This is a genomic window from Arthrobacter sp. AIWTK1, assembly GCF_056680535.1.
Genome location: NZ_CM155287.1, coordinates 1,171,170 through 1,192,103, shown reverse-complemented (window position 1 = coordinate 1,192,103; position 20,934 = coordinate 1,171,170). Strand labels below are relative to the sequence as shown.

General features: G+C 65.7%; 18 protein-coding genes. 11 read left to right on the top strand and 7 right to left on the bottom strand.

Annotated elements, in window-relative coordinates; translation table 11 throughout:
- Positions 1-26: 26 nt before the first annotated feature.
- Complete coding sequence (locus tag AC1MDG_RS05590) at positions 27-2,252, bottom strand: catalase (RefSeq protein WP_479808026.1); 2,226 nt, start codon at positions 2,250-2,252, stop codon at positions 27-29.
- Positions 2,253-2,485: 233 nt separating this feature from the next.
- Between AC1MDG_RS05590 and AC1MDG_RS05585 the strand changes: the two genes are divergently transcribed.
- Positions 2,486-3,130, top strand: coding sequence for an SRPBCC family protein (locus AC1MDG_RS05585; RefSeq protein ID WP_479808025.1), 645 nt, complete (start codon positions 2,486-2,488; stop codon positions 3,128-3,130).
- Positions 3,131-3,260: 130 nt separating this feature from the next.
- Here AC1MDG_RS05585 and AC1MDG_RS05580 read toward each other — a convergent pair whose 3' ends face one another.
- Entirely contained in the window at positions 3,261-5,483 is a 2,223-nt protein-coding gene (locus tag AC1MDG_RS05580) for an NADP-dependent isocitrate dehydrogenase (protein ID WP_479808024.1), read from the bottom strand.
- Between the two features lie 292 nt (positions 5,484-5,775).
- On the opposite strand from AC1MDG_RS05580, the gene AC1MDG_RS05575 reads away from it, so the two are divergent.
- Together AC1MDG_RS05575 and AC1MDG_RS05570 are read left to right on the top strand one after the other, a co-directional pair.
- A complete protein-coding gene (locus AC1MDG_RS05575; protein ID WP_479808023.1) occupies positions 5,776-6,768 on the top strand; it encodes a trypsin-like serine peptidase in 993 nt (330 codons plus the stop codon).
- A 28-nt stretch (positions 6,769-6,796) separates the two neighbouring features.
- Complete coding sequence (locus AC1MDG_RS05570) at positions 6,797-6,931, top strand: hypothetical protein (RefSeq protein WP_479808022.1); 135 nt, start codon at positions 6,797-6,799, stop codon at positions 6,929-6,931.
- 68 nt (positions 6,932-6,999) lie between these two features.
- On the opposite strand, the gene purH is transcribed toward AC1MDG_RS05570, so the two are convergent.
- Positions 7,000-8,670, bottom strand: coding sequence for a bifunctional phosphoribosylaminoimidazolecarboxamide formyltransferase/IMP cyclohydrolase (gene purH, locus AC1MDG_RS05565; RefSeq protein WP_479808021.1), 1,671 nt, complete (start codon positions 8,668-8,670; stop codon positions 7,000-7,002).
- 152 nt (positions 8,671-8,822) lie between these two features.
- Between purH and AC1MDG_RS05560 the strand changes: the two genes are divergently transcribed.
- Positions 8,823-10,175, top strand: a complete 1,353-nt coding sequence (locus tag AC1MDG_RS05560) for an MFS transporter (protein ID WP_043479272.1) — start codon at positions 8,823-8,825, stop codon at positions 10,173-10,175.
- A 90-nt stretch (positions 10,176-10,265) separates the two neighbouring features.
- On the opposite strand, the gene AC1MDG_RS05555 is transcribed toward AC1MDG_RS05560, so the two are convergent.
- A complete protein-coding gene (locus tag AC1MDG_RS05555; protein WP_479808020.1) occupies positions 10,266-11,198 on the bottom strand; it encodes an endonuclease domain-containing protein in 933 nt (310 codons plus the stop codon).
- Positions 11,199-11,333: 135 nt separating this feature from the next.
- Positions 11,334-11,897, bottom strand: coding sequence for a phosphoribosylglycinamide formyltransferase (gene purN / locus AC1MDG_RS05550; RefSeq protein ID WP_479808019.1), 564 nt, complete (start codon positions 11,895-11,897; stop codon positions 11,334-11,336).
- A gap of 39 nt (positions 11,898-11,936) precedes the next feature.
- Here purN and AC1MDG_RS05545 point away from each other — a divergent pair, with 39 nt between their 5' ends.
- Positions 11,937-12,368, top strand: a complete 432-nt coding sequence (locus tag AC1MDG_RS05545) for a hypothetical protein (protein WP_043479266.1) — start codon at positions 11,937-11,939, stop codon at positions 12,366-12,368.
- A gap of 67 nt (positions 12,369-12,435) precedes the next feature.
- On the opposite strand, the gene AC1MDG_RS05540 is transcribed toward AC1MDG_RS05545, so the two are convergent.
- Together AC1MDG_RS05540 and AC1MDG_RS05535 are read right to left on the bottom strand one after the other, a co-directional pair.
- Positions 12,436-13,752: a cell division protein PerM gene (locus AC1MDG_RS05540; RefSeq protein WP_479808018.1), complete on the bottom strand. Its 1,317-nt coding sequence runs from the start codon at positions 13,750-13,752 to the stop codon at positions 12,436-12,438.
- A gap of 62 nt (positions 13,753-13,814) precedes the next feature.
- A complete protein-coding gene (locus tag AC1MDG_RS05535) occupies positions 13,815-14,483 on the bottom strand; it encodes a hypothetical protein (protein WP_479808017.1) in 669 nt (222 codons plus the stop codon).
- A gap of 126 nt (positions 14,484-14,609) precedes the next feature.
- Between AC1MDG_RS05535 and AC1MDG_RS05530 the strand changes: the two genes are divergently transcribed.
- The 6 genes from AC1MDG_RS05530 (at position 14,610) to AC1MDG_RS05505 (ending at position 20,933) form a co-directional block, all read left to right on the top strand.
- Positions 14,610-15,071 (top strand): DUF4383 domain-containing protein, encoded by a 462-nt coding sequence (locus AC1MDG_RS05530; protein ID WP_479808016.1) that lies wholly within the window; start codon positions 14,610-14,612, stop codon positions 15,069-15,071.
- Positions 15,072-15,357: 286 nt separating this feature from the next.
- On the top strand, positions 15,358-15,957 hold the full coding sequence (locus AC1MDG_RS05525; RefSeq protein ID WP_011690944.1) for a helix-turn-helix domain-containing protein: 600 nt from the start codon (positions 15,358-15,360) through the stop codon (positions 15,955-15,957).
- 163 nt (positions 15,958-16,120) lie between these two features.
- On the top strand, positions 16,121-17,467 hold the full coding sequence (locus AC1MDG_RS05520; protein ID WP_479808015.1) for an MFS transporter: 1,347 nt from the start codon (positions 16,121-16,123) through the stop codon (positions 17,465-17,467).
- Between the two features lie 9 nt (positions 17,468-17,476).
- Positions 17,477-18,859, top strand: a complete 1,383-nt coding sequence (locus tag AC1MDG_RS05515; protein WP_479808014.1) for an FAD-dependent oxidoreductase — start codon at positions 17,477-17,479, stop codon at positions 18,857-18,859.
- Positions 18,856-20,115: a CaiB/BaiF CoA transferase family protein gene (locus AC1MDG_RS05510; protein ID WP_479808013.1), complete on the top strand. Its 1,260-nt coding sequence runs from the start codon at positions 18,856-18,858 to the stop codon at positions 20,113-20,115. The genes AC1MDG_RS05515 and AC1MDG_RS05510 overlap by 4 nt, the downstream gene beginning before the upstream one ends.
- Positions 20,112-20,933: an enoyl-CoA hydratase-related protein gene (locus tag AC1MDG_RS05505; RefSeq protein WP_479808012.1), complete on the top strand. Its 822-nt coding sequence runs from the start codon at positions 20,112-20,114 to the stop codon at positions 20,931-20,933. The genes AC1MDG_RS05510 and AC1MDG_RS05505 overlap by 4 nt, the downstream gene beginning before the upstream one ends.
- Position 20,934: the final 1 nt, after the last annotated feature.

Here is a 20,934-nt window from a genome sequence, read left to right as displayed (position 1 = left end):
TTCGCCGGACCGACTCACCCAAGGCGCTAAGACGACGTAGCCCCTGATGCCGGGAAACGGTCCCATGCCCGGTGCGCGGCGAGAAGCTCCTGGACCTGGGCGACCACGCCGTCGGCCGCGTCGCCCAGTATTACCCCGGAGGCATCCTGCGGGATGCTTGCGGCGTCGACGACGGCGGCACCCCCGCCCCAGCCGCCGATCGCCTTCGCGTGGCGGAAAGTCTCAGACAGCAGCAGGACGACCCTCGGATCAACGGACACGCCCGGCTCGCCCGCTTTGGCGTCCAGGCCTTGCTCAGCGTCCGGGGCCGGATCAGCCGATCCGGCCACCAGCACGGCGTCGAACTCCGTGGAGCGCGCGGTGAGGTAGGTGCGCTGGACGGGGATCCCGCCGTCGGCCGCCTCCCCCAAGTAGCCTCCGGACGGTGCGATCACCAGCGGCACGATCCCGGCCGCGTCCAATGCCGTGCGCGCGGCACGCACCGCCGCCAAATCGCTGGACGCGTCAGCCACGATGCCCACCACGCGGCCCGTCACCGGCCAGGTGCCCCCGACCTGGGACAGCGCCGGGCTCGGGTCAGCGTCGGCCACCTCCACCGAAGCTGCGGGTGCCTGCATGCCCAGCCCCTTGGCAACGGCGGCGCACAATTCGGCATCAATGTTGGCCAGGCTCTGCAGCTGGCGTTCCCTGATGGGCTCCTCCCGGCACTTGCCGAGCTCAAAGGTGTAGGCCTGGATGACGTGGTCCTGCTCCACCGGGCTCAGGCTGCGGAAGAAGAGCCTGGCCTGGCTGAAGTGGTCATCGAACGACGCCGGCGACTTCCGTTCCTTGACCGCCGCCGCCAACTGCTCGGGAACGTCGACGAACGCGCCGAGGTCCGCCCCGGCGAGGAACGGGCAGCCGCCGTCCAGCGAATTCGGATGGTACGGTGCCGCTCCCCCGTGCACCGCCTGCTGGTGCATTCCGTCGCGGAGCATGTCGTTGACGGGTGCCTGCGGCCGGTTGATGGGGATCTGCCCGAAGTTCGGGCCGCCCAGCCTGGATATCTGGGTGTCGATATAGGAGAAGAGCCGCACCTGCAGCAGGGGATCATTGGTGACGTCGATCCCCGGCACCAGGTGGCCGGGGTGGAAGGCAACCTGCTCGGTTTCGGCGAAGTAGTTCACCGGGTTCGCGTTGAGGGTCATCAGGCCGATGGGCTGCACCGGGGCGAGCTCTTCGGGGACGAACTTGGTGGGGTCCAGCAGGTCGATTCCCTCGAAGAATTCCTCCTCGGTGTCCGGGAAGACCTGTACTCCCAGCTCCCATTCCGGGTAGGCGCCGGACTCGATCGCGTCGGCAAGGTCGCGCCGGTGGAAGTCCGGGTCCATGCCGTTAATGAGCTGGGCTTCCTCCCACACAAGCGAGTGCACGCCCTGCTTGGGCTTCCAGTGGAACTTGACCAGAACCGTTTCCCCGGCGGCGTTCACGAAGCGGAACGTATGGACTCCGAACCCTTCCATGGTGCGGTAGGAGCGGGGCAGGGCCCGGTCGGACATGTTCCACATGGTGTGGGCCTGCGCCTCGGTGTGGAGCGAAACAAAATCCCAGAACGTGTCATGGGCGCTCTGGGCCTGCGGAATTTCACGGTCCGGGTGAGGCTTGCCGGCGTGGATGATGTCCGGGAACTTAATACCGTCCTGGATGAAGAAGACCGGGATGTTGTTGCCGACGAGGTCGAAAGTGCCCTCGTCCGTGTAGAACTTCGTTGCAAAGCCGCGGGTATCGCGGACCGTGTCGGCGGAGCCGCGGGACCCCAGCACCGTGGAGAACCGGACGAAAACGGGCGTTTCGACGTCCTTGGCCAGGAATCCCGCCCGGCTGATGTTGGCAGCCGAGCCGTAGGAACGGAACGTGCCGTGCGCTCCCGCGCCGCGGGCATGCACCACACGTTCCGGGATGCGCTCGTGGTCGAAGTGGGTGATCTTCTCGCGGAGATGGTGGTCCTGGAGCAGCACCGGGCCGCGCCGGCCTGCCTTCAGCGAATGGTCAGTGTCCTGGAGCCGGAGCCCCTGCGCGGTGGTGAGGTAGGCGCCGGACTGCGCCCTCGAATGGACCGGGGCGCCGCTCGGCGTTCCGGTGGGCGAGACCGCCTCGGGACCTTGCTGGTCCGGCTTGGGCGGCAGTGGCTCGCGCGGTTCCGTCGGCTCGGCAACACTGGGAGGCTCGCTTGACGTCGCGCCGGGAATGTTGACGTTGCTGTCTGGTGACATGGTTTGTTCCCCTTTGGTGTGCAGTCCTTAGTCACAGGCGGCCATCCGGCCGAAAACTAAGCTTGCTTATCACTCTAGGGACGGCGGGGTGCAATCTCAATGGACCATGGAACATTCATCAGCAAACTTACTATTTGCCGCGAATCTCGCTAGGTTGGTTATGTGCGCCTACGAAGCGCAGCGAGATCAGAACCGCGGGCTGCCTGCCCGCCAGCTGAAGGAGTGATGTACGCATGGCAACTGTCCAGGAATCCATCAACGTAAGCGTCCCGCTAAGCCAGGCCTACAACCAGTGGACCCAGTTCGAGGACTTTCCGCACTTCATGAGCGGTGTGGACTCTGTCCGGCAGCTCGACGACACCACAGTGCACTTCCAGACCAGCATCGCCGGCGTCAAGAGGGAATACGACGCCCGCATCACGGTCCAGCAGCCGGACCAGCGCGTCACGTGGGAGAGCCTCGACGAACCCCGCAATGCCGGAACCGTATGGTTCGAGGCGCTCAAGCCGACTGAAACCAAGGTCAGCGTCGAACTCGCCTGGGAACCTGACACCGCCGTCGAGAAGGTGGGAGCAGCAGTCGGGCTTGATTCGCGCCAGGTGGCCTCGGACCTCAAGCGCTTCAAGAAATTCATCGAGGAACGTGAAGTCGAAACCGGCGCCTGGCGCGAGCGCGTCAGCGACAGCACAGTCACCGGCGGCGCCGCCGGAACCAGCCCTGCAGCAGCCGGTCCGACGGCGGAAATTCCACAGGCTGCCACCACGGCCGTCCCCCTGGAAGAGGAAGTTGGCTATGACGCGGTGCCCACGGAACAGTCCGTGAACACCGATCCGGACATGGCCACTGAACCCCCGTACGGCAAGCACGTCCAGCGCTAACGCTGCTGCGGCCGGCACCCCGCACCGGCTGCAAAGCCCGCCAGGGCTGTCCGGCAAGAACGTCCGGCAAGCAGAACGCCCCGCCTCCCACACTGTGGGAGACGGGGCGTTTTGCGTCAGGCGCGTCCGGCTACTTGGCCAGTCCGGACAGCACTTCGGTGAACTTCGCGGACGGGCGCATCACCGAGGCGACCTTGGCAACGTCCGGGTGGTAGTAGCCCCCGATGTCCACCGGGGAGCCCTGCACTGCCAGCAGTTCGGCAATGATCGTGTCCTCGTTGGCGGTCAGCGCCTCGGAGACAGCGGCGAAGTCGGCGGCCAGCTCGGCGTCGTCGGTCTGCTTGGCCAGCTCCTGCGCCCAGAACTTGGCGAGGTAGAAGTGGCTGCCGCGGTTGTCCAGTTCGCCTACGCTGCGGCGCGGGGACTTGTTTTCGAGCAGGAACGTGCCGGTGGCGCGGTCCAGGGTGTCGGCAAGAACCTGGGCACGCTTGTTTCCCGTGGTGGTCGCAAGGTGCTCGAAGCTGACGGCGAGGGCCAGGAATTCACCCAGGCTGTCCCAGCGCAGGTGGTTTTCCTTCAGCAGCTGCTGGACGTGCTTCGGGGCGGATCCGCCGGCGCCGGTCTCGAAGAGTCCGCCTCCGTTGATCAGCGGAACCACGGAGAGCATCTTTGCGCTGGTACCCAGTTCGAGGATCGGGAAAAGGTCCGTGAGGTAGTCGCGGAGCACGTTGCCGGTGACCGAGATGGTGTCCTCGCCCTTGCGGATGCGCTCGAGGGTGAAGGCCGTGGCCTTTTCCGGGGACATGATTTCGATCTGGAGGCCCTCGGTGTCGTATTCCTTGAGGTATTCCTTGACCTTGGCGATCAGGTTGGCGTCGTGGGCGCGCGTCTCATCCAGCCAGAACACGGCGGGCGTTTCGGAGGCGCGGGCGCGGGTGACGGCCAGCTTGACCCAGTCACGGATCGGCACGTCCTTGGCCTGGCAGGCGCGCCAGATGTCGCCCGGTGCCACCTGGTGTTCGATCAGGACGTTGCCCTTGCTGTCCACGAGCTGGACAGTGCCGGCGGACTGGATCTCAAAGGTCTTGTCGTGGCTGCCGTATTCCTCGGCCGCCTGCGCCATGAGGCCCACGTTCGGCACGGTGCCCATCGTGGTGGGGTCGAAGGCGCCGTGGGCGCGGCAGTCGTCAATGACAACCTGGTAGATGCCTGCGTAGCTGCTGTCCGGAAGGACGGCAAGCGTGTCGGCTTCCTTGCCGTCCGGGCCCCACATGTGGCCGGAGGAGCGGATCATGGCGGGCATGGAGGCGTCCACGATGACGTCGGAGGGAACGTGCAGGTTGGTGATGCCCTTGTCCGAGTCCACCATGGCCAGCGCGGGACCCTCTGCGAGGCCCTTCTTGATGGCCGCCTGGACGCCCTCGCGGACGTCTTCCGGGAGCTCTTCGAGTCCGCCGAGAATGGAGGCCAGGCCGTTGTTGGGGCTCAGGCCGGCGGCTGCGAGCTGCTCGCCGTAGGTGTCGAACAGTTCGGTGAAGTAGGCCTTGACCACGTGGCCGAAGATGATGGGGTCCGAAACCTTCATCATGGTGGCCTTCAGGTGTGCGGAGAACAGCACGCCCTCTTCCTTGGCGCGGGCAACCTGGGCGGCCAGGAACTCGTCCAGGGCGGCGGCGCGCATCACGGTGCCGTCCACCACTTCACCGGCGAGGACGGGGAACCCGCGCTTGAGGACCTTGACGGTGCCGTCTTCCTTGACCAGCTGGATCTTGACGGTGTCGTCAGCCTCGATGACCACGGACTTCTCGTTGGCGCGGAAGTCCTCGGCACCCATGGTGGCAACGTTGGTCTTGGACTCCGGCGTCCAGGCACCCATGGAGTGCGGGTTCTGGCGCGCGTAGTTCTTCACAGACAGGGGCGCGCGGCGGTCTGAGTTGCCTTCACGCAGGACCGGGTTGACGGCCGAGCCCTTGATCTTGTCGTAGCGTGAGCGGATGTCCGTCTCGGTGTCCGAGGACGGGTTGTCCGGGTAGTCCGGGAGGTCGTAGCCCTGGGACTGGAGCTCGGCGATGGCCGCTTTCAGCTGGGGAATGGAGGCGCTGACGTTAGGCAGCTTGATGATGTTGGCTTCCGGCTTCTTTGCCAGGTCACCGAGTTCGGCCAGGGCATCACTGATCCGCTGCTCTTCGGTGAGGTAGTCACCAAACGCCGAAATGATGCGGCCAGAGAGGGAGATGTCTCGGGTCTCCACTTCCACACCGGCAGTCGACGCGTAGGCCTCGACAATCGGCAAGAACGAATAGGTGGCCAGCATGGGCGCTTCGTCAGTGTGGGTATAGATAATCTTGGCCATTGCTTGGGCGTCTCCTGAAGGTATACATACATCTGGAACTCTGGCGTTATTTCAACATACCTAACTTACCCGAGCAGGGCGCGTCGGCGCCCATCGGGGCCTCCGAAGACGCGTAGCATGACCCGGCCGGTCGCCAAAAGAGCCGTCACGACACCGGACTCGCCATACCACCAGGCGCAATACATAACTTGCGTTTTCTATTTACAACAATTGTCACATTGGGTAGGTTGATCCCCACCAGCGGCGGCCACCATCTGAGGGCGCCGCATTCACTTCTGTTGAGGACACACCCATGACGAAATCGAAGACTCTGGCCACCAGCCTCCTGAGCCTGTCCGCAGCCGCGCTGCTGGCCGTCTGCGCGGCCGGCGGGGCAAGTGCCGCCCCTGCGTCACCGCAGGACGCCTCACACCAGGAAGGCGGGCAGGTTGCCAGCCAGTCGGTGGACGGCTCGAATGCGGCAGATTACTGGACGGCCGACCGCATGCGTGCAGCGGTTCCGGGCGACGTACTGGCAGCCAAGGCGCTGGAGCGCGGCAACACCTCTTCAGCCGCGGCGGTGGAAAAGGGTTCGAGTACCAAAATTACGGGCAAGGCCGGCAAGGGAAAGACAGTCCTGCACGTCGATGAGAATCCGGTGTCCCATATTGGCAAGGTCTTCTTCACCATGGGCGGCAGCAACTACGTCTGCTCAGGCAACTCCGTGGTGTCCAACAACAAGAGCACCGTGTCCACAGCGGGTCACTGCGTGAATGAGGGTCCGGGCGCGTTTGCCACCAACTTCGTCTTTGTCCCGGCCTACCTGGACGGCGCCGCGCCGTACGGCAAATGGGCAGCCAAGGCCCTGTACACCCCCACGCAGTGGAGCTCGGCCGGCGATATGCAGTACGACACAGGCTTCGCCGTCGTCTCGCCGCTCAACGGCCAGAACCTGGCCGATGTGGTGGGTTCGTCCGGGGTCCAGTTCAACGCAGCGCGCGGTCTCACCTACAAGTCCTATGGCTACCCGGCCGCAGCCCCGTTCGACGGACAGTCACTGGTCAGCTGCACCGGCCCGGCCAGCGATGATCCGTACAACCCCCAGTTCAACAGCCAGGGCATTCCGTGCGACATGACGGGCGGTTCCTCCGGCGGTCCGTGGTTCATCGGAACCAGCTCCGACGGCTACCAGAACTCCATCAACAGCTACGGCTACAGCGGCGCACCCTCCAAGGTCATGTACGGACCCTACTGGGGTTCCGTCATCCAGCAGGCGTACTCGAGTGCATCATCATCCGCGAACTGACGCCACGGGGCCTTCCGATGACGACGCTGTGAGCCACAGCGTCGTCAGCCAGACTCCGGAGGACATCCTCGCGTACTGGACCCAGGAGCGGATGGCCGAAGCGAAACCCCGCGAAATCCGGCTCCCGGAACCTGAGGCGGAGGCGGAACCTGAGGAAAACTAACTGAATAAACCACGACGGCGACCGTCCCCTTTCCGGGGGCGGTCGCCGTCGTACGTGGCGCTTAGCTCTTAGTGGAAGAAGTGGCGCGCGCCCGTGAAGTACATGGTGATACCGGCGGCGTTGGCCGCGGCGATCACTTCGTCGTCGCGGACGGAACCGCCGGGCTGGACCACGGCGCGGACGCCGGCGTCGATGAGGATCTGCAGTCCGTCGGCGAACGGGAAGAACGCGTCCGAGGCTGCCACGGCACCACGGGCACGCTGCGGGGCGCCCTCCGCGCTGGTATTGGACGCGCCGCCCGCTCCGTCCACCTCCGACTCCACCTGCACGCCCAGCGTGTTGGCGCGTTCCACGGCCAGCTTGCAGGAGTCGAGCCGGTTGACCTGGCCCATGCCGATCCCCACCGCGGCACCATTGTCCGCAAGCAGGATGGCGTTGGACTTGGCCGCGCGGCAGGCGGTCCAGGCGAACGCGAGGTCGGCCACCGTGGCTTCGTCCGCGGCGTCACCGGCGGCGAGGGTCCAGTTGGCGGGGTTGTCGCCTTCGGCGTCCACCTTGTCCGCAGCCTGCACCAGCATGCCGCCGGAGACCTGGCGGAACTCGGTCGGGTAGCGGCCGTAGCCCTCCGGCAGGGACAGGAGCCGGATGTTCTTCTTCTTGGACAGGATCTCCACGGCCTCGTCCTCGAAGCCCGGCGCGATGACAACCTCGGTGAAGATGCCCGCCACGGTGCGCGCCATTCCGGCGGTGACCGTGCGGTTGGCTGCGATGACGCCGCCGAATGCGGAGACGGGGTCGCAGGCGTGGGCCTTGGCGTGGGCGTCGGCGATCGGGTCCGCGGCGTCGGCGGAACCGACCGCCACGCCGCAGGGGTTGGCGTGCTTGATGATGGCCACGGCAGGCTCGGCGAAGTCGAAGGCTGCACGGAGGGCGGCGTCGGCATCCACGAAGTTGTTGTAGCTCATGGCCTTGCCGTGGATCTGGTCGGCCTGGGCGATGCCGGCCGGAGCGGCCTTGTCCACGTAGAGCGCGGCCTGCTGGTGCGGGTTTTCGCCGTAGCGGAGGACTTCCGAGCGTTCCAGGGCCAGGCCGGCGTAGGCGGGCCAGTCGATCACGCCGTCGCCGTCTTCGTCGAGGAACTGGCTGGCGGTCCAGGTGGCCACGGCGGTGTCATAGCTGGCCGTGTGGGCGAACGCCTTCGCGGCAAGCCGCTGGCGGGTCTTCAGGTCGAAGCCGCCCTCAGCGGCGGCACGCACCACGTCGCCGTAGAAATTGGGGTCGGTGACGATCGCGACGGCGGCGTGGTTCTTCGCGGCGGAGCGCACCATGGCCGGGCCTCCGATGTCGATCTGCTCCACGACGTCGTCCTGTGCGGCACCGGATTTGACGGTCTCCACGAACGGGTACAGGTTCACCACGACGAGGTCGAATGCCTCGATCTCCATGCCGGCCAGCGTTTCCATGTGGGCGGGGACGCGGCGGTCGGCCAGGATGCCGCCGTGAACGCGCGGGTGGAGCGTCTTGACGCGGCCGTCCAGCATCTCAGGCGAACCGGTGACTTCCTCGACCTCCTGGACGGGGATGCCTGCGGCCGCGATCTTCTTGGCGGTGGAGCCGGTGGAGACAATCTTGACGCCGGCTTCGTGCAGGCCCTTCGCGAGCTCCTCCAGACCGGTCTTGTCGTAGACCGAGATCAGGGCTCGGCGGATGGGAACACGGTCTAGCTGCGTAAAGCTCACAAAGGTCTCCGTCTTTTGACACGGTGGGTGCCGCGGTTGGTGGGGATGTGGCCAGTTTATCGCGTCCGGGGGGATGCCCTCCCTGCGCGCCGGAGTGTGAAGTCCGCGCACGCACCCGGCCCCGCACCGTAGAGTTTTCACAGGAGGCCGAGATGAATACTTACACCACTGTGCCCAGCGGCGAACAGGTGGTCCAGGAACTGCCGTGGCGGTGGAAGGTCCAGGGCCGGATTTTCCTGATCGGCGGCCTGGGTTTTATGTTCGACGCCTGGGATGTAACGCTGAACGGGATCCTCATCCCGTTGCTGTCCACCCACTGGAACCTGGCCCCCGGCGATGCCGCCTGGATCGGCACGGCGAACCTGGTGGGCATGGCCCTGGGCGCGTTTGCGTGGGGCACCATCGCTGACACCATCGGGCGCAAGAAGGCCTTCACCGCCACGCTGCTGATCTTCTCCCTCTTCACCGTCCTGGGCGCCTTCTCCCCCGACTTCATCTGGTTCTGCGTGTTCCGCTTCATGGCCGGGTTCGGCCTGGGCGGATGCATCCCCGTTGACTATGCGCTAGTGGGTGAGTTCACCCCGCGGAAGCAGCGCGGCAAGGTCCTCACCGCCATGGACGGCTGGTGGCCGGTGGGTGCTGCGCTCTGCGGCTTTATCTCCGCCTGGCTGGTGGCCGCCTTCGCCGACTGGCGGCTGACCATGCTGGTGATGGTGCTCCCTGCCCTGCTGGTCTTCTGGGTCCGGCGCAGCGTGCCCGAGTCGCCCCTGTTCCTCATCCGCAAAGGACGCCGGGACGAGGCCGCCAAGGTCATCGACGACCTGGTCAAGGCCACGGGAGCCGAGCCCCGCGCCTACAGCCTCCCGGATGCACAGGACGCCCCGAAGCTTTCGGCCGGCAGCGCCTGGCTCCAGCTGGTCCGGGTCTGGCGATTCAACTGGAAGATTACGGCCGCTGCCTGGTCCCTGTTCTTCAGCATCCTGCTGGTCTACTACCTGTCCCTGACGTGGATGCCGCGGATCCTCATCGGCGCCGGTTTCCAGGACTACAAGGCTTTCCTCACCACGGCGTCCATGGCCGCCGTCGGCCTCCTGGGCGTGGTGGTGGCCGCAGTGCTGGTGGAGCGCGTGGGCCGCAAGTGGATCCTGGCGATCACCGGGCCGCTGTCCGCGCTGACCCTGGTGATCGTGGCCTTCGTGGTGGACATCCCGTCGGCCGCCGTGTTCTGGCTGCTGGTGTTCGGGTTCATCGTGCAGGTGGCCATCCCGGTGCTGTACACCTATGTGTCCGAGCTGTACCCCACGGACCTGCGCGGCACCGGCTTCGGCTGGGCGTCCACGTTCTCTCGGCTCGGGGCAGGCTTCGGGCCGCTCATCTTCGCCTCGGTCCTGTGGCCGCAACTGGGTCTGGCAACGTCCTTCGCACTGGCCGGCGGGCTGGTCCTGCTGTCGGTGCTGTGGATGGCGTTCTTCTCCCCCGAGACGAAGCAGCGCACCCTGACGTAGGCGACCCCTCCCCCTCCCCTCCCCCTCCCCTCCCCCAACTAGGTAGCAGCAGGTGTCGTTTTCAGGTCTCAAAACGACACCTGCTGCTACTTACTTGGGCAACCAGCCGCGGCTGAGGAGTGCCGCGCGGACCTTTGCCACCGCCGGCCGGGCATCGTTGACCATGTGCCGTTTGGAGATCCGGACCAGCACCCACCCGGCCCGGCTGAAATCCTCTTCACGGGCGATGTCCCGGACAATCTGCGCAACCTCGGAATGGCCCTCGCCTTCGTACTCCACCGCTACGCGGTATTCCAGATAGGCAAGGTCCGGTTGACGCACGACGCCGGCACGCAGTTTCGTGGGCACGTTCAGGTGCGGTTCTGGCAGGCCTCCGTTCTGCAAGGCCAGCCGAAGGCGCGTTTCCGGCGCCGAATCGGCTCCGACACGCGCCTGCTGCAGGGCAAGGCGGGCCTTCCGGATCCCGGGCGTTCCCTTGTGCCGGTCCAGCATGTCCGCCAGTTCTTCAAGCGTGGCATGAGGTTCCGTCCTGCCCTCGAATTCGGGCCGCGGAATCCTCAGCAGATGGTCTGCCACAACCGTCAGTTCATCGATGGTCATCTTCCGCGAGCAATCCAGCCAGGTCCTGGTCCGGGATGTGACCAGCAGACCGTGCAGAGCGACGATCTCGTCCGCAAAGAACTGGCCGCGGTGGCCTCGCACACCCGTCCGCCTGGGGATGGCCAGCCTGTCAGGACGGGAGATGTGGATGATCGAATCGTCCGCGCCAGGTAGGAATCCTGGAAACGACCACAGCCTAAAGGCCGAGGCATGGGATGCGGTCGAGAACTCGGTGACCAGGGTAACCGGGCGGACCTGTGACGGTAGTTCGATGTCGCCCTGCCCGGGCTGCCTGACTCCCCGGCTTGGCGCGGACAGCGAACGGTGCCGCATGCGGCGGCGGGTTACACCGGCGTCGACCGCTTCCTGGTACGTGAAAGCGCCCGAACTAAGCGGTTCCGGCAACGGCTGCGGGGTCTTCATGGCCCCATCGTGGCAAACTTCGGACTAGTGCGCGGAGGTTATCCACAGGCCCGGCCCCCAGATTGCAACTAGGTAGCAGCAGGTGTCGTTTTGAGCCTCCAAAACGACACCTGCTGCTACCTAGTTGGGCAGGAATCAGGCCGCGGCGAGCTGCGCCAGGGTGGAGACCAGGAGCCTGCGCTCCACCACCTTGATGCGTTCGTGCAGGGTGTCCTCGGTGTCGTCGTCGCGGATGGCGACGGCTTCCTGGGCGATGATGGGGCCGGTGTCAACGCCGGCGTCGGCCCAGTGCACCGTGCAGCCGGTGACCTTGACGCCGTATGCCATGGCATCCCGGACGCCGTGTGCCCCGGGAAAAGCCGGCAGCAGCGCGGGGTGGGTGTTGAGGTATTTGCCGTCGAACGCGTCGATGAACTCCGGGCTGACGATGCGCATGAACCCGGAGGACACCACAACATCCGGCTGATATGCGGCCACGGCTTCGGTCAGCGCCGCGTTCCATTCGGCACGGTCGGAGTAGGCCTTGAAGTCCACCACGAACGTCGGGATTCCGGCGGCCGCTGAACGTTCCACACCGTAGGTCCCCGGCCGGTCGGCGCCAACGGCGGCGATCTCCACGTCCAGTTCGCCCGCCTTAACGGCGTCAATGACAGCCTGGAGGTTGGAACCGGTACCGGACACGAGGACTACGATGCGCATGGCTCTAGCTTATGGGGCCGCTCGCGTAGGCTGGAAAACATGAATCCCCCGAAGGACCCCGCAGGTCCCCAGCAGGCCCGGCAGCCCCTCAGCGAGGCCGCCAAGACGTCACTGCTGAAGACTCACAACCTGTTCCGTGCGTTCATCGTTGCCGTCCTGGGCGCCTTCTTCGTCTACCAGCTTGACGTCACCTACCTGTGGCTCACCTCCATCCTCACGGCTGTGAGCATCGTGCTCGGCATTATGGTCCTGGTCCGGGCCATCAAGCTGAAGGAATCCAAGCTGGTGCTTTTCGGGACCATTTCAGGGCTGGTGGTCTCAGCGGTGATGGTGCTGCTGATCCTGGTCTCCGCGGTGTTCTTCAACCAGGTCCGGGACTTCCAGCAGTGCTCGCGCAGTGCGCTCACGGAGCAGGCCATGAGCCAGTGCCAGACCCAGCTGCAAAAGTCCCTCCCCGCCCAGCTTCGCTAGGCCTCCGGACACCGCCAACCGTCCGGTAATGCCAGCCGTCCGGAAATAACGCCCGACGGCGGCGCCCCTAGGGCTTCGCTGTGTCCAGGTCCGCTTCGCGCAGCTTCTGCTGGCGTTCCAGCCAGGGTCCCGCCGCATAACCGATCACGACGCCGATGCCCACTTCCGCGGCCACCCACAAGGCCGTGCTTAAAGGATCCGGTCCGATGTCCGTGAGGCGGCCGATCCCGGCCGATCCGCGCGCCATCCAGGCCAGGCCGCCCGCCATCAGGCCGGCGGCCACGCCGATGATCGCGCCGAGGACTATCGTTGACGCCGATGCCGTGAACCAGCGGGAACGGATCTTGATGGACAGCCATTCGTCGAAATGGTTTTCGCCTTCGCGAAGGAACCACCAGCCGGCAAGTACGCCGGCCAGGACGGGAACCACCAGCGCCACGAAGCCGTAATCAAGCGGACCGGCGGGCAGGGCGGCGAACACAGGAATGGACGGCAGCGGGCCGACGGCGGTTCCGAGCGGTCCGGCCTGCGAGCCGACGCCCAGGGCAAAGCCGGAGCCGGACGTCCAGGCGAGCGCAAAAACGGCAAGGTTGGGGAGGAAGCCGAGCTGCGCGATGGTGAGCACGGCACCGCCCATGGCGCCGGCGTCGAGCCCTTCATATACCGCGATCACCAGGTCCCAGTGGATGAAGAGGTCAACCGCGAGCAGCGCGGCGGACAAAGTGAAGGCGGCCATCAGTGCGACGAAGCCCGCTTTGATGGCGGAGCCCAGGTAGCTGCCGGCCCAGCGGGAGTGCTGGCTGGTCCGGGCGATCCAGTCCACGGCGTCGACGCCGATGAGCCGGCTCCAGGACCCTGCTTCGCGCCGGGCGCCCACCACCATGCCCAGGCCGAACGGGACCAGCGGCATCAGCCCGGCGAACCACAGGAAGATGGCGACGTCGTCCGTGCGGCATACGAAGCCGGTGGCCATGCCGAACCCGGCGTACACCAGCCAGGAACCCAGCAGGGCCTGCCAGAGCTGGTCCGTGTAGGAAGCCCTGGCCAGGCGCCGGCCTGCCCGCCACGCGAGGAGGAACGGGATGAGGGTGAGGCCCAGCGGGATCAGCGACAGGGTGCCCGATTCCGGCTGCGCGGCAGCGTCCCCCGCCACGGTGGTCAGGTGCAGGGGAACGCCGTGGATCAGCAGCCAGGCCTGGCCGCCGAGCCGGGCCAGGGCGTCGAAGTTGTTGTTCTGGAATCCGGCTGTGGCCCACACGGCGACGATGGGTGCCAGCACCACCAGCGCGGAAATGACCGCCGCCTGCGCTGATTCGAGCGCTCCCTGCAGCCACAAGGGCATGGGAATGCCACGGTCTCCGGTCTGATCAGCGCGCAGTTTCATCGTGTTCCATGGTGTCACGGGAGGTGCCCCGGACCCGTCTGCGACAGGCTCAAACCCCCGAGTTACCAGAGCTCGTAGTTGTCCTTGCTCATCATGAAGCCGTGGCCCGTCCGCAGATGCGCGCAGGTCATGGCGCCCGGCGCCCGTTCGCACACCATGTTGCCCAGCCGCACGGTCTGGCCGTCCTGGATCCACGGCCCAGGGAACGCCGGACCTGCAGCCTCCTCCGTCTCCATGGGGGACGTTCCGTTGCCGCACAGCCCGTACTGGGCACCGCCGTCGAGCGTTACCACCGCATATCCGCCGAAATACTCACTAAGCCCGGTGCACTGGCCTTTGATGTCGCCGGGCCGGGGCGCAACGTCCGTGAGCAGGTGGCAGGCTGCACCGTCCGCGTCGATGGAGCACTGCATGTCCTTGCTGGCCGACTGCACCACCACAGGCAGCGGCGCGGGCCACGGCTGCGCGTTCACCTTGGGCAGGAGCTGTTCGGCCCTGTTCAGGGGCCTGGGGTTCAGGGGCCTGTTCAGGGGCCTGGGGTTCAGGGGCCTGTTCAGGGGCCTGGGGTTCAGGGGCTGGGTGGCGGAGTCCGGAACGGCCGTCTCGTCGCTCATCCGCAGTGCCCCCACGGCGGGCGCCTTCCCGGCCGGGACGGCCACGCTGCAGCCGGCGGTGAGGAGTAGCACGACGACGGCCGCAAGGGTCCGGATGATCACTGTTACAGGGCGCATGGTCCTGCCAGTTCACCAGACAGGAGGCGGCCCTGTCGCTGGGCAGAAGTCCCCATCCCCCAGCGCTTTTTTCATTACTCAGCCGTAAAATTGGAATGTCCGCAATCAGTGGTTGGAGGCAGAAAAATGACTACCGCATCCCCGCATGCACATGGCGTTCACTTTGGACGTACGGATGTCCAGAACGTTGGCATGGGTGTAGGTATTGTCCTGATGCTGGTAGGTGTCCTGGGGTTCATCCCGGGCGTTACCCAGCAGTACGGCGAACTGAGGTTCCTTGGGCCTGATTCGCACGCCATGTTCCTTGGCCTGTTCCAGGTATCCATGCTGCTGAACATTGTGCAGCTGGTCATCGGTGGAACCGGCTGGGCGATGTCCCGTAATGGAATGGGCGCCCGGAACTTCCTCATGGGCTTTGGTCTGCTGTACATCGTCCTCGGCATCTTCGGGCTCATTGTCGGAGTAGGTTCGGCGGCCAATTTCCTGTCGCTGAACACTATGGATAACTGGACCCACATGGTGCTGGGTGTGCTGATGATTGGCGTCGGCTGGATCCTCTCGAGGCATCTGGCCGAGGACCGCAGGTAACCCGGATCGCGTAGCCGGGACATAAGGAGCCGCTAATGAGGAACGCTTCATAGCAATCTGAATGTTTTAACCACCGGTTGGTGCAGTTGCCCTGCGTAGTCGCAGGCGGCTGCACCAGCTTTTTGCGTTAAGGCCCGACGGCGGGTGGTCGGGGCCGATGGCGGGTGGCTACCTACAAAATCTGCATTCCTGTAAAGATTTTCACTTTAATCAAGGCAGAATCATTGACTCGCTGAAAATCTTCACTATAGTTGTGTGAGTTAGCTCACCAACGAAGGATGCGGCAATGACCACCGAGACTCCCGCCCCGCCGGCCACCAGCGAACTTCTGGCGACTGTCGGAAACAAGGTGCGCACCATGCGCAAGGCAAAGGGCATGACCCTCGCCCGGCTCTCGGACATCACCGGCCTCAGCCAAGCGATCGTCAGCCAGATCGAACGCGGCTTGGCCAACCCTTCCTTCACCACGCTGGCACAGCTGGCCCACGGATTGGACGTCCCCGTAGGGAGGTTCTTCATTGGCCAGGATGAATCCAAGTCCCCCGTCGTTCGAAAATCCGATCGACGCAACCTGAAAAACGTCACCCGCGAGTCGGTAGGGGAAGCAGTCCACGAGCTGCTGACCCCGAACCGTGACGGAAACATCGAAGCGCAGTGGATCAGCACGCCCCCGGGGCATGACACGAGCGGAACACCCTTCACCCACAGCGGTGAGGAGTTCTGCTACATCATCTCGGGCCGCAAGGACGTCTTCCTGGACGGCGTCTGCTACAGCCTTGAGGAGGGCGACTCCATCACGTACTCCTCAGAGATCCCGCACTGGTACAAGAACAGCTACGAAGAGGTATGCGTAGCCATCTGGGTCAACGCACCACACGCGTGGTAGCCCTGCCGCCCCCAACCGGCACCTGCGTTTTCCCCTAACTCTCCGGACACGAACCGTGGCCGCAGACACTCCTTGCATCGTTCGCATCTTCCGCCCTGCGTCCAGGGCGTCGATGCGTCATACCCTCCCACGCCCTTTTCGGCGTAAGCGTAAGGACACTTCCATGCTCGATACACAAACGACAGACCCCCAAGGGACGGACAAAGCCGTCACGTCCCCCTCCCCCACCCGCTCATCCCACACCAAGCACGAAAAATTCACCCCCGAGGTCCGCAAAGGCCTGCTGGGCCTCGGCCTTGGCAACGCCCTCGAGTGGTACGACTGGATGGTCTTCGGCCTCCTCTCGGCCTTCATCGGGCCCAACTTCTTCCCCAACACCGATCCGCTCTCCGCCACCTTGAACGCGCTGGCCGTGTTCGCCGTCGGATTCGCTTTCCGTCCGCTGGGCGGGATCCTGCTCGGCACCCTGGCCGACCGCGTGGGCCGCCGCCGGGTCATGCTCCTGTCCATCATGCTCATGGCAGGCACCACGCTGATCATCGCCGTCACCCCGAGCTACCAGCAGATCGGCGCCTGGGCCGGCATCATCCTGCTGGTGTGCCGCGTGCTGCAGGGCATTTCCACGGGCATCGAAGCCCCGCTTTCAACGTCCCATGCCCTGGAGCTGGCGCCCGAAGGCCGCGAAGGCTACGTCGCCGGCCTGATGAGCTTCTACGTGAACATCGGCATACTGCTGGCGTCGCTGATCAGCTTCCTGTGCAGCCTGGTCCTGGGCGGTGCCGTCATGGCCGACTGGGGCTGGCGCGTTCCGTTCATCATCGGCGCCCTCTTCGGTTTCGTGGTCCTCTACCTCCGCCGTTCGCTCCCGGAGACCCTCAAGGCCGAGGAAATGGCCAGCAACACTCCCCGCGCCGTCTGGTCCGGAGTCCGCAAGCACTGGCTCTCCGTCCTGGCCATCATCTTTGTGGTGGGCGCAGCACAGGCCTACAACTACGCCTGGAACGTTGGCCTTCCCAGCGCTGCCCGCAGCGGGTTCAAGGAAGATCCCACCGCCGTCTTCGCCCTCACCACCGTCCTGGGCGTCATCCTGGTGGCAGGCAGCTGGATCATCGGCAAGCTGACCGACGGCAAGTCGATGTCGCGCTGGTTCCTGATCACCCGAATCCTGGCGATCCCGTCTGTGTTCCTCATGCTTTTCTACGTCCAGCCGGGTATCGGCGGCTTCGCAGCAGTCCTGTTGGGCGGCTCCATTGTCCTGGTGCTGAACATGACCCTCTACAATGTGGTCAGCTCCTCCCTGATGCCCAAGAACATCCGCGGCACGGGCGTAGCCCTGGGCTATGGAATCGGCGTCGCACTCTTCGGCGGCACCGCCTCCTACCTGCTGGTCTGGTTCCAATCCCTGAACCTCACCTGGATCTTCCCGGTCTACGTAGCCGCCCTCTCCATCCTCAGCATCGTTTTCTATCTCGCCGCCCGCCGCTCCAACGGCATCTTCGTCGGAAAGTAAGGACTCCCCATGACCTCCCCTGCAACTTTCAACTCCCTGGAACTCAGCACCACGACGGCGGACCTCACCGCCCCGGTCATCTCCCGTTCCAACGTCCTCGTGGTCGGCGGTGGCCCCGCAGGTGTGGCTGCCGCCGTCACCGCCGCCCGTTCCGGCGCCAAAGTCACCCTGCTGGAACGCTACTCATCCCTCGGCGGCCTCGCCTCCGGCGGCATGGTGCTGGTGCTGGACGACATGATCAACGGCCAGGAAATCACCGTCACCGGCATCGTGTCCGAATACGTGGAGCGCCTGCAGAAGCTGGGCCTCGCCGTCGTCCCGCCGGCCGACGACCGCAAGACTTCCGAGGAACTCTGGAACAAGTGGGGCCGCTACGGCACCTTCGACTTCCACTCCCACACCAACCCCAAGCCCATCTGCTACGCCGCGGCGTTCGACCCGGACGGCTGGAAGCGCGTCTCCAACGACCTGGTCCGCGAGGCCGGTGTGGACCTGCGCCTGCACTCCTGGTTCTCCCGCCCCATCGTGGACAACGGCGTGATCAAGGGCGTCATCTGCGAGACCAAGCTGGGCCCGCAGGCCTTCATGGCGGACGTCGTCATCGACACCACCGGCGACATCGACGTCGCGTCCCGGGCCGGCGCAAGCTACGCCAAGGACAACTACCTCACCACCCTCGTCTTCCGGCTGGGCAACGTGAACACCGCCGCAGCGGAGGCCTTCGAACAGGCCAACCCGAAGGAAGCCCGCGCCATCAACCGCAAAATCAAGCGCCTCCTCGGCGGCGCCTGGGAACTGTGGTGGCTCAAGACCCCCATCGACGGCGTGGTGTGGTGCAACGCCCCGCACATGTCCGGCTTCGACGGCGTGGACCCGGCAGACATGACCGCCGCCGAGTTCGCCGCCCGCGACCGGATCTCCGAGGCCGTGGACTACGTCCGCGCCAACCTGCCGGGCTTCGAAAACTGCTACATGCTGGATGTCGCCTCGCAGATGGGCGTCCGTCAGACCCGCCTGCTGCAGGGCGAGTACGTCATGACCAAGGACGACGTCACGCAGCGCCGCCACTTCGCCGACACCGTGGCCCGCGGCCGCGACTACTACTACCCGTACCGCTCGTTGCTGCCCAAGGAAGTGGATCAGCTCCTGGTGGCCGGCCGCCACTACTCCGCAACACCGGAGGCGCAGAAGATGTCCCGCGAGATCCCGCCCTGCATGGCCATGGGCCAGGCCGTCGGCGTCGCCGCAGCCCTCGCCGTCGAGAACGGCCTACTGGTCCGCGACGTGTCCGCGCTGGACATCCAGCAGGGCATGCGCGGGCACGGCGCCGACCCGGGCGACGTCCCGTCGTCGAACGCCACCGTTGACGCCGACGCGGCGGTTCCGGCATGAGCACGGTGACTTTGGAAGCGACAGAGCTGGAACGCACGACGGCGGCGCCCGCCGCCGCGGATGAACTCACCCCAACCCCGCTGCCGCTGGACGGCATCAAGATCGTGGACTTCACGCAGGTGTTCATGGGCCCGTCCTGCACGCAACTGCTGGGCGACTACGGCGCGGACATCATCAAGGTGGAACGCCCCGGCGCCGGAGACATTTCACGCAACTCCTTCCCGGACAAGGACGGCCAGGACAACCCGATCTTCCTGTCCATCAACCGGAACAAGCGCAGTGTCTCCATCGATACGCGCACCGAGGAAGGCCGGAACGTGCTGCACGCCATCATGGCGGACGCGGACGTGGTGGTCAGCAACTTCCGCTCCGGCGTGATGGAGCGGATGGGCTTCGGCTACGAGGAACTCAAGGCCGAGAACCCCGGCATCATCTGGGCCTCGGGAACGGGCTTCGGCCCCGTGGGTCCGTACTCGCACAAAGGCGGCCAGGACGCGATCGCGCAGGCCTACTCAGGTGTGATGTGGCGGCGGGAATCGGATGACCAGAAGCCGTCCATCTACCCCACGACGCTGTGCGACTACATCACCGGCATGCACCTCATGCAGGGCATCCTGCTGGCGCTGCGCACCCGGGAAACTTCCGGCGTCGGGCAGAAGGTGGAGGTGACCATGTACGATTCCATGCTGCACCTGCAGATGCAGGAGGCGTGCATGCAGCTCAACCGCGGCTACGAGGTCAACTGGGGCGCCATGCCACTGAGCGGCGTGTTCGAAACCACCGACGGCGCCGTGTGCATGGTGGGCGGCTTCACCCCGGACCCGCTGGCCCGCATCTCCGAGGCCCTGGGCCTGGAAGAGGACCTGACGCTCCGGCCCGAGTTCGCCAATTTGGAGCAGCAGTTCCAGCACAAGCCGGCGTTGCAAGCGATCTTCCGCGAGCGCATCGCCACCAACACCACAGAGTACTGGACCGGCAAGCTGGAGGACCAGGGGCTGCTCAACGCCCCGGTCCACACCCTGGAGCAGGCCCTGGCCGACGCCCAGACCGAGGCCAACGGCATGATCGTCGAGGCCGAACACCCCGGCGTGGGCACCGTACGCATGCTGAACGCGCCCATCCGGCTCTCCGCCACCCCGCCCACCGTCCGGCGCGTGGCGCCGCGGCTGGGCGAGCACAACGTCGAGGTCCTGTTGGAGAACGGCTTCGATGAGGAAACCATCGAACGCCTGCAGCAGCTGGGGGTCCTGCGGTGACGGCTGTCGCAGAGGCCACCGCAGTCCCGAACACAGTTGACCAGGTCACCCTGACCATCGAGAACCACGTCGCCACAGTGGTGATCGACCGGCAGCACGTGCTCAACGCGGTCGACGGCACCGCACAAGCCCGGCTCAATGAAATCTGGACGCAGCTGGAACAGGACACCTCCGTGCGGGCCGTCGTCATCACCGGCGCCGGCACCCGGGCGTTCTGCGTCGGGGCGGACATGTCCGCCTCCGCCGTGGACAAGACCGGCCTGGAGTACTGGGCCGGCCTGGACCCGAACGGTTTCGGCGGCCTGAGCCTCCGCACCAGTCTGGACATCCCGGTCATCGCCCGGGTCAACGGTTATGCACTGGGCGGCGGCATGGAGATCGTGCTCGGCGCGGACATCGTGGTCGCGTCGGAGAATGCCAAGTTCGGGCTGACGGAACCGCGGGTGGGGCGTTTGGCGCTCGACGGCGGCATCCACCAGCTGGTGCGTCGTATCCCCTACACCCAGGCGATGGGCATGCTGCTGACCGGGCGGAAGGCGGACACCGCGGAGATGCAGTCCATGGGACTGGTCAACGAGGTGGTCCCGGCAGAAGAGCTCGACGCCGCGGTGCAGCGCTGGGTGGACCAGATCCTGGCCTGCGCCCCCACCTCGGTCCGGGCCGTGAAGCAGATGGTCACGCAGACCGGGCACCTCACCGCCAAAGAGGCCCGCGGGCTCCGGCTGCCGGCCCTCATGGCCGCGCTGGACAGCGAGGACTCGGCCGAAGGCGTGCGCGCCTTCCAGGAAAAGCGGCCGCCGGTCTGGCCCGGCCGCTGAT

Excerpts from the sequence above, each read along its gene's own strand:
- AC1MDG_RS05590 (WP_479808026.1), bottom strand. The coding sequence starts at position 2,252 with ATGTCACCAGACAGCAACGTCAACATTCCCGGCGCGACGTCAAGCGAG.
- AC1MDG_RS05520 (WP_479808015.1), top strand. The coding sequence starts at position 16,121 with ATGCTCGATACACAAACGACAGACCCCCAAGGGACGGACAAAGCCGTC.
- AC1MDG_RS05545 (WP_043479266.1), top strand. The coding sequence starts at position 11,937 with ATGAATCCCCCGAAGGACCCCGCAGGTCCCCAGCAGGCCCGGCAGCCC.
- AC1MDG_RS05535 (WP_479808017.1), bottom strand. The coding sequence starts at position 14,483 with ATGCGCCCTGTAACAGTGATCATCCGGACCCTTGCGGCCGTCGTCGTG.
- AC1MDG_RS05525 (WP_011690944.1), top strand. The coding sequence starts at position 15,358 with ATGACCACCGAGACTCCCGCCCCGCCGGCCACCAGCGAACTTCTGGCG.
- AC1MDG_RS05540 (WP_479808018.1), bottom strand. The coding sequence starts at position 13,752 with ATGAAACTGCGCGCTGATCAGACCGGAGACCGTGGCATTCCCATGCCC.
- purN (WP_479808019.1), bottom strand. The coding sequence starts at position 11,897 with ATGCGCATCGTAGTCCTCGTGTCCGGTACCGGTTCCAACCTCCAGGCT.
- AC1MDG_RS05555 (WP_479808020.1), bottom strand. The coding sequence starts at position 11,198 with ATGAAGACCCCGCAGCCGTTGCCGGAACCGCTTAGTTCGGGCGCTTTC.
- AC1MDG_RS05530 (WP_479808016.1), top strand. The coding sequence starts at position 14,610 with ATGACTACCGCATCCCCGCATGCACATGGCGTTCACTTTGGACGTACG.
- AC1MDG_RS05515 (WP_479808014.1), top strand. The coding sequence starts at position 17,477 with ATGACCTCCCCTGCAACTTTCAACTCCCTGGAACTCAGCACCACGACG.
- AC1MDG_RS05585 (WP_479808025.1), top strand. The coding sequence starts at position 2,486 with ATGGCAACTGTCCAGGAATCCATCAACGTAAGCGTCCCGCTAAGCCAG.
- AC1MDG_RS05575 (WP_479808023.1), top strand. The coding sequence starts at position 5,776 with ATGACGAAATCGAAGACTCTGGCCACCAGCCTCCTGAGCCTGTCCGCA.
- AC1MDG_RS05580 (WP_479808024.1), bottom strand. The coding sequence starts at position 5,483 with ATGGCCAAGATTATCTATACCCACACTGACGAAGCGCCCATGCTGGCC.
- AC1MDG_RS05560 (WP_043479272.1), top strand. The coding sequence starts at position 8,823 with ATGAATACTTACACCACTGTGCCCAGCGGCGAACAGGTGGTCCAGGAA.
- AC1MDG_RS05510 (WP_479808013.1), top strand. The coding sequence starts at position 18,856 with ATGAGCACGGTGACTTTGGAAGCGACAGAGCTGGAACGCACGACGGCG.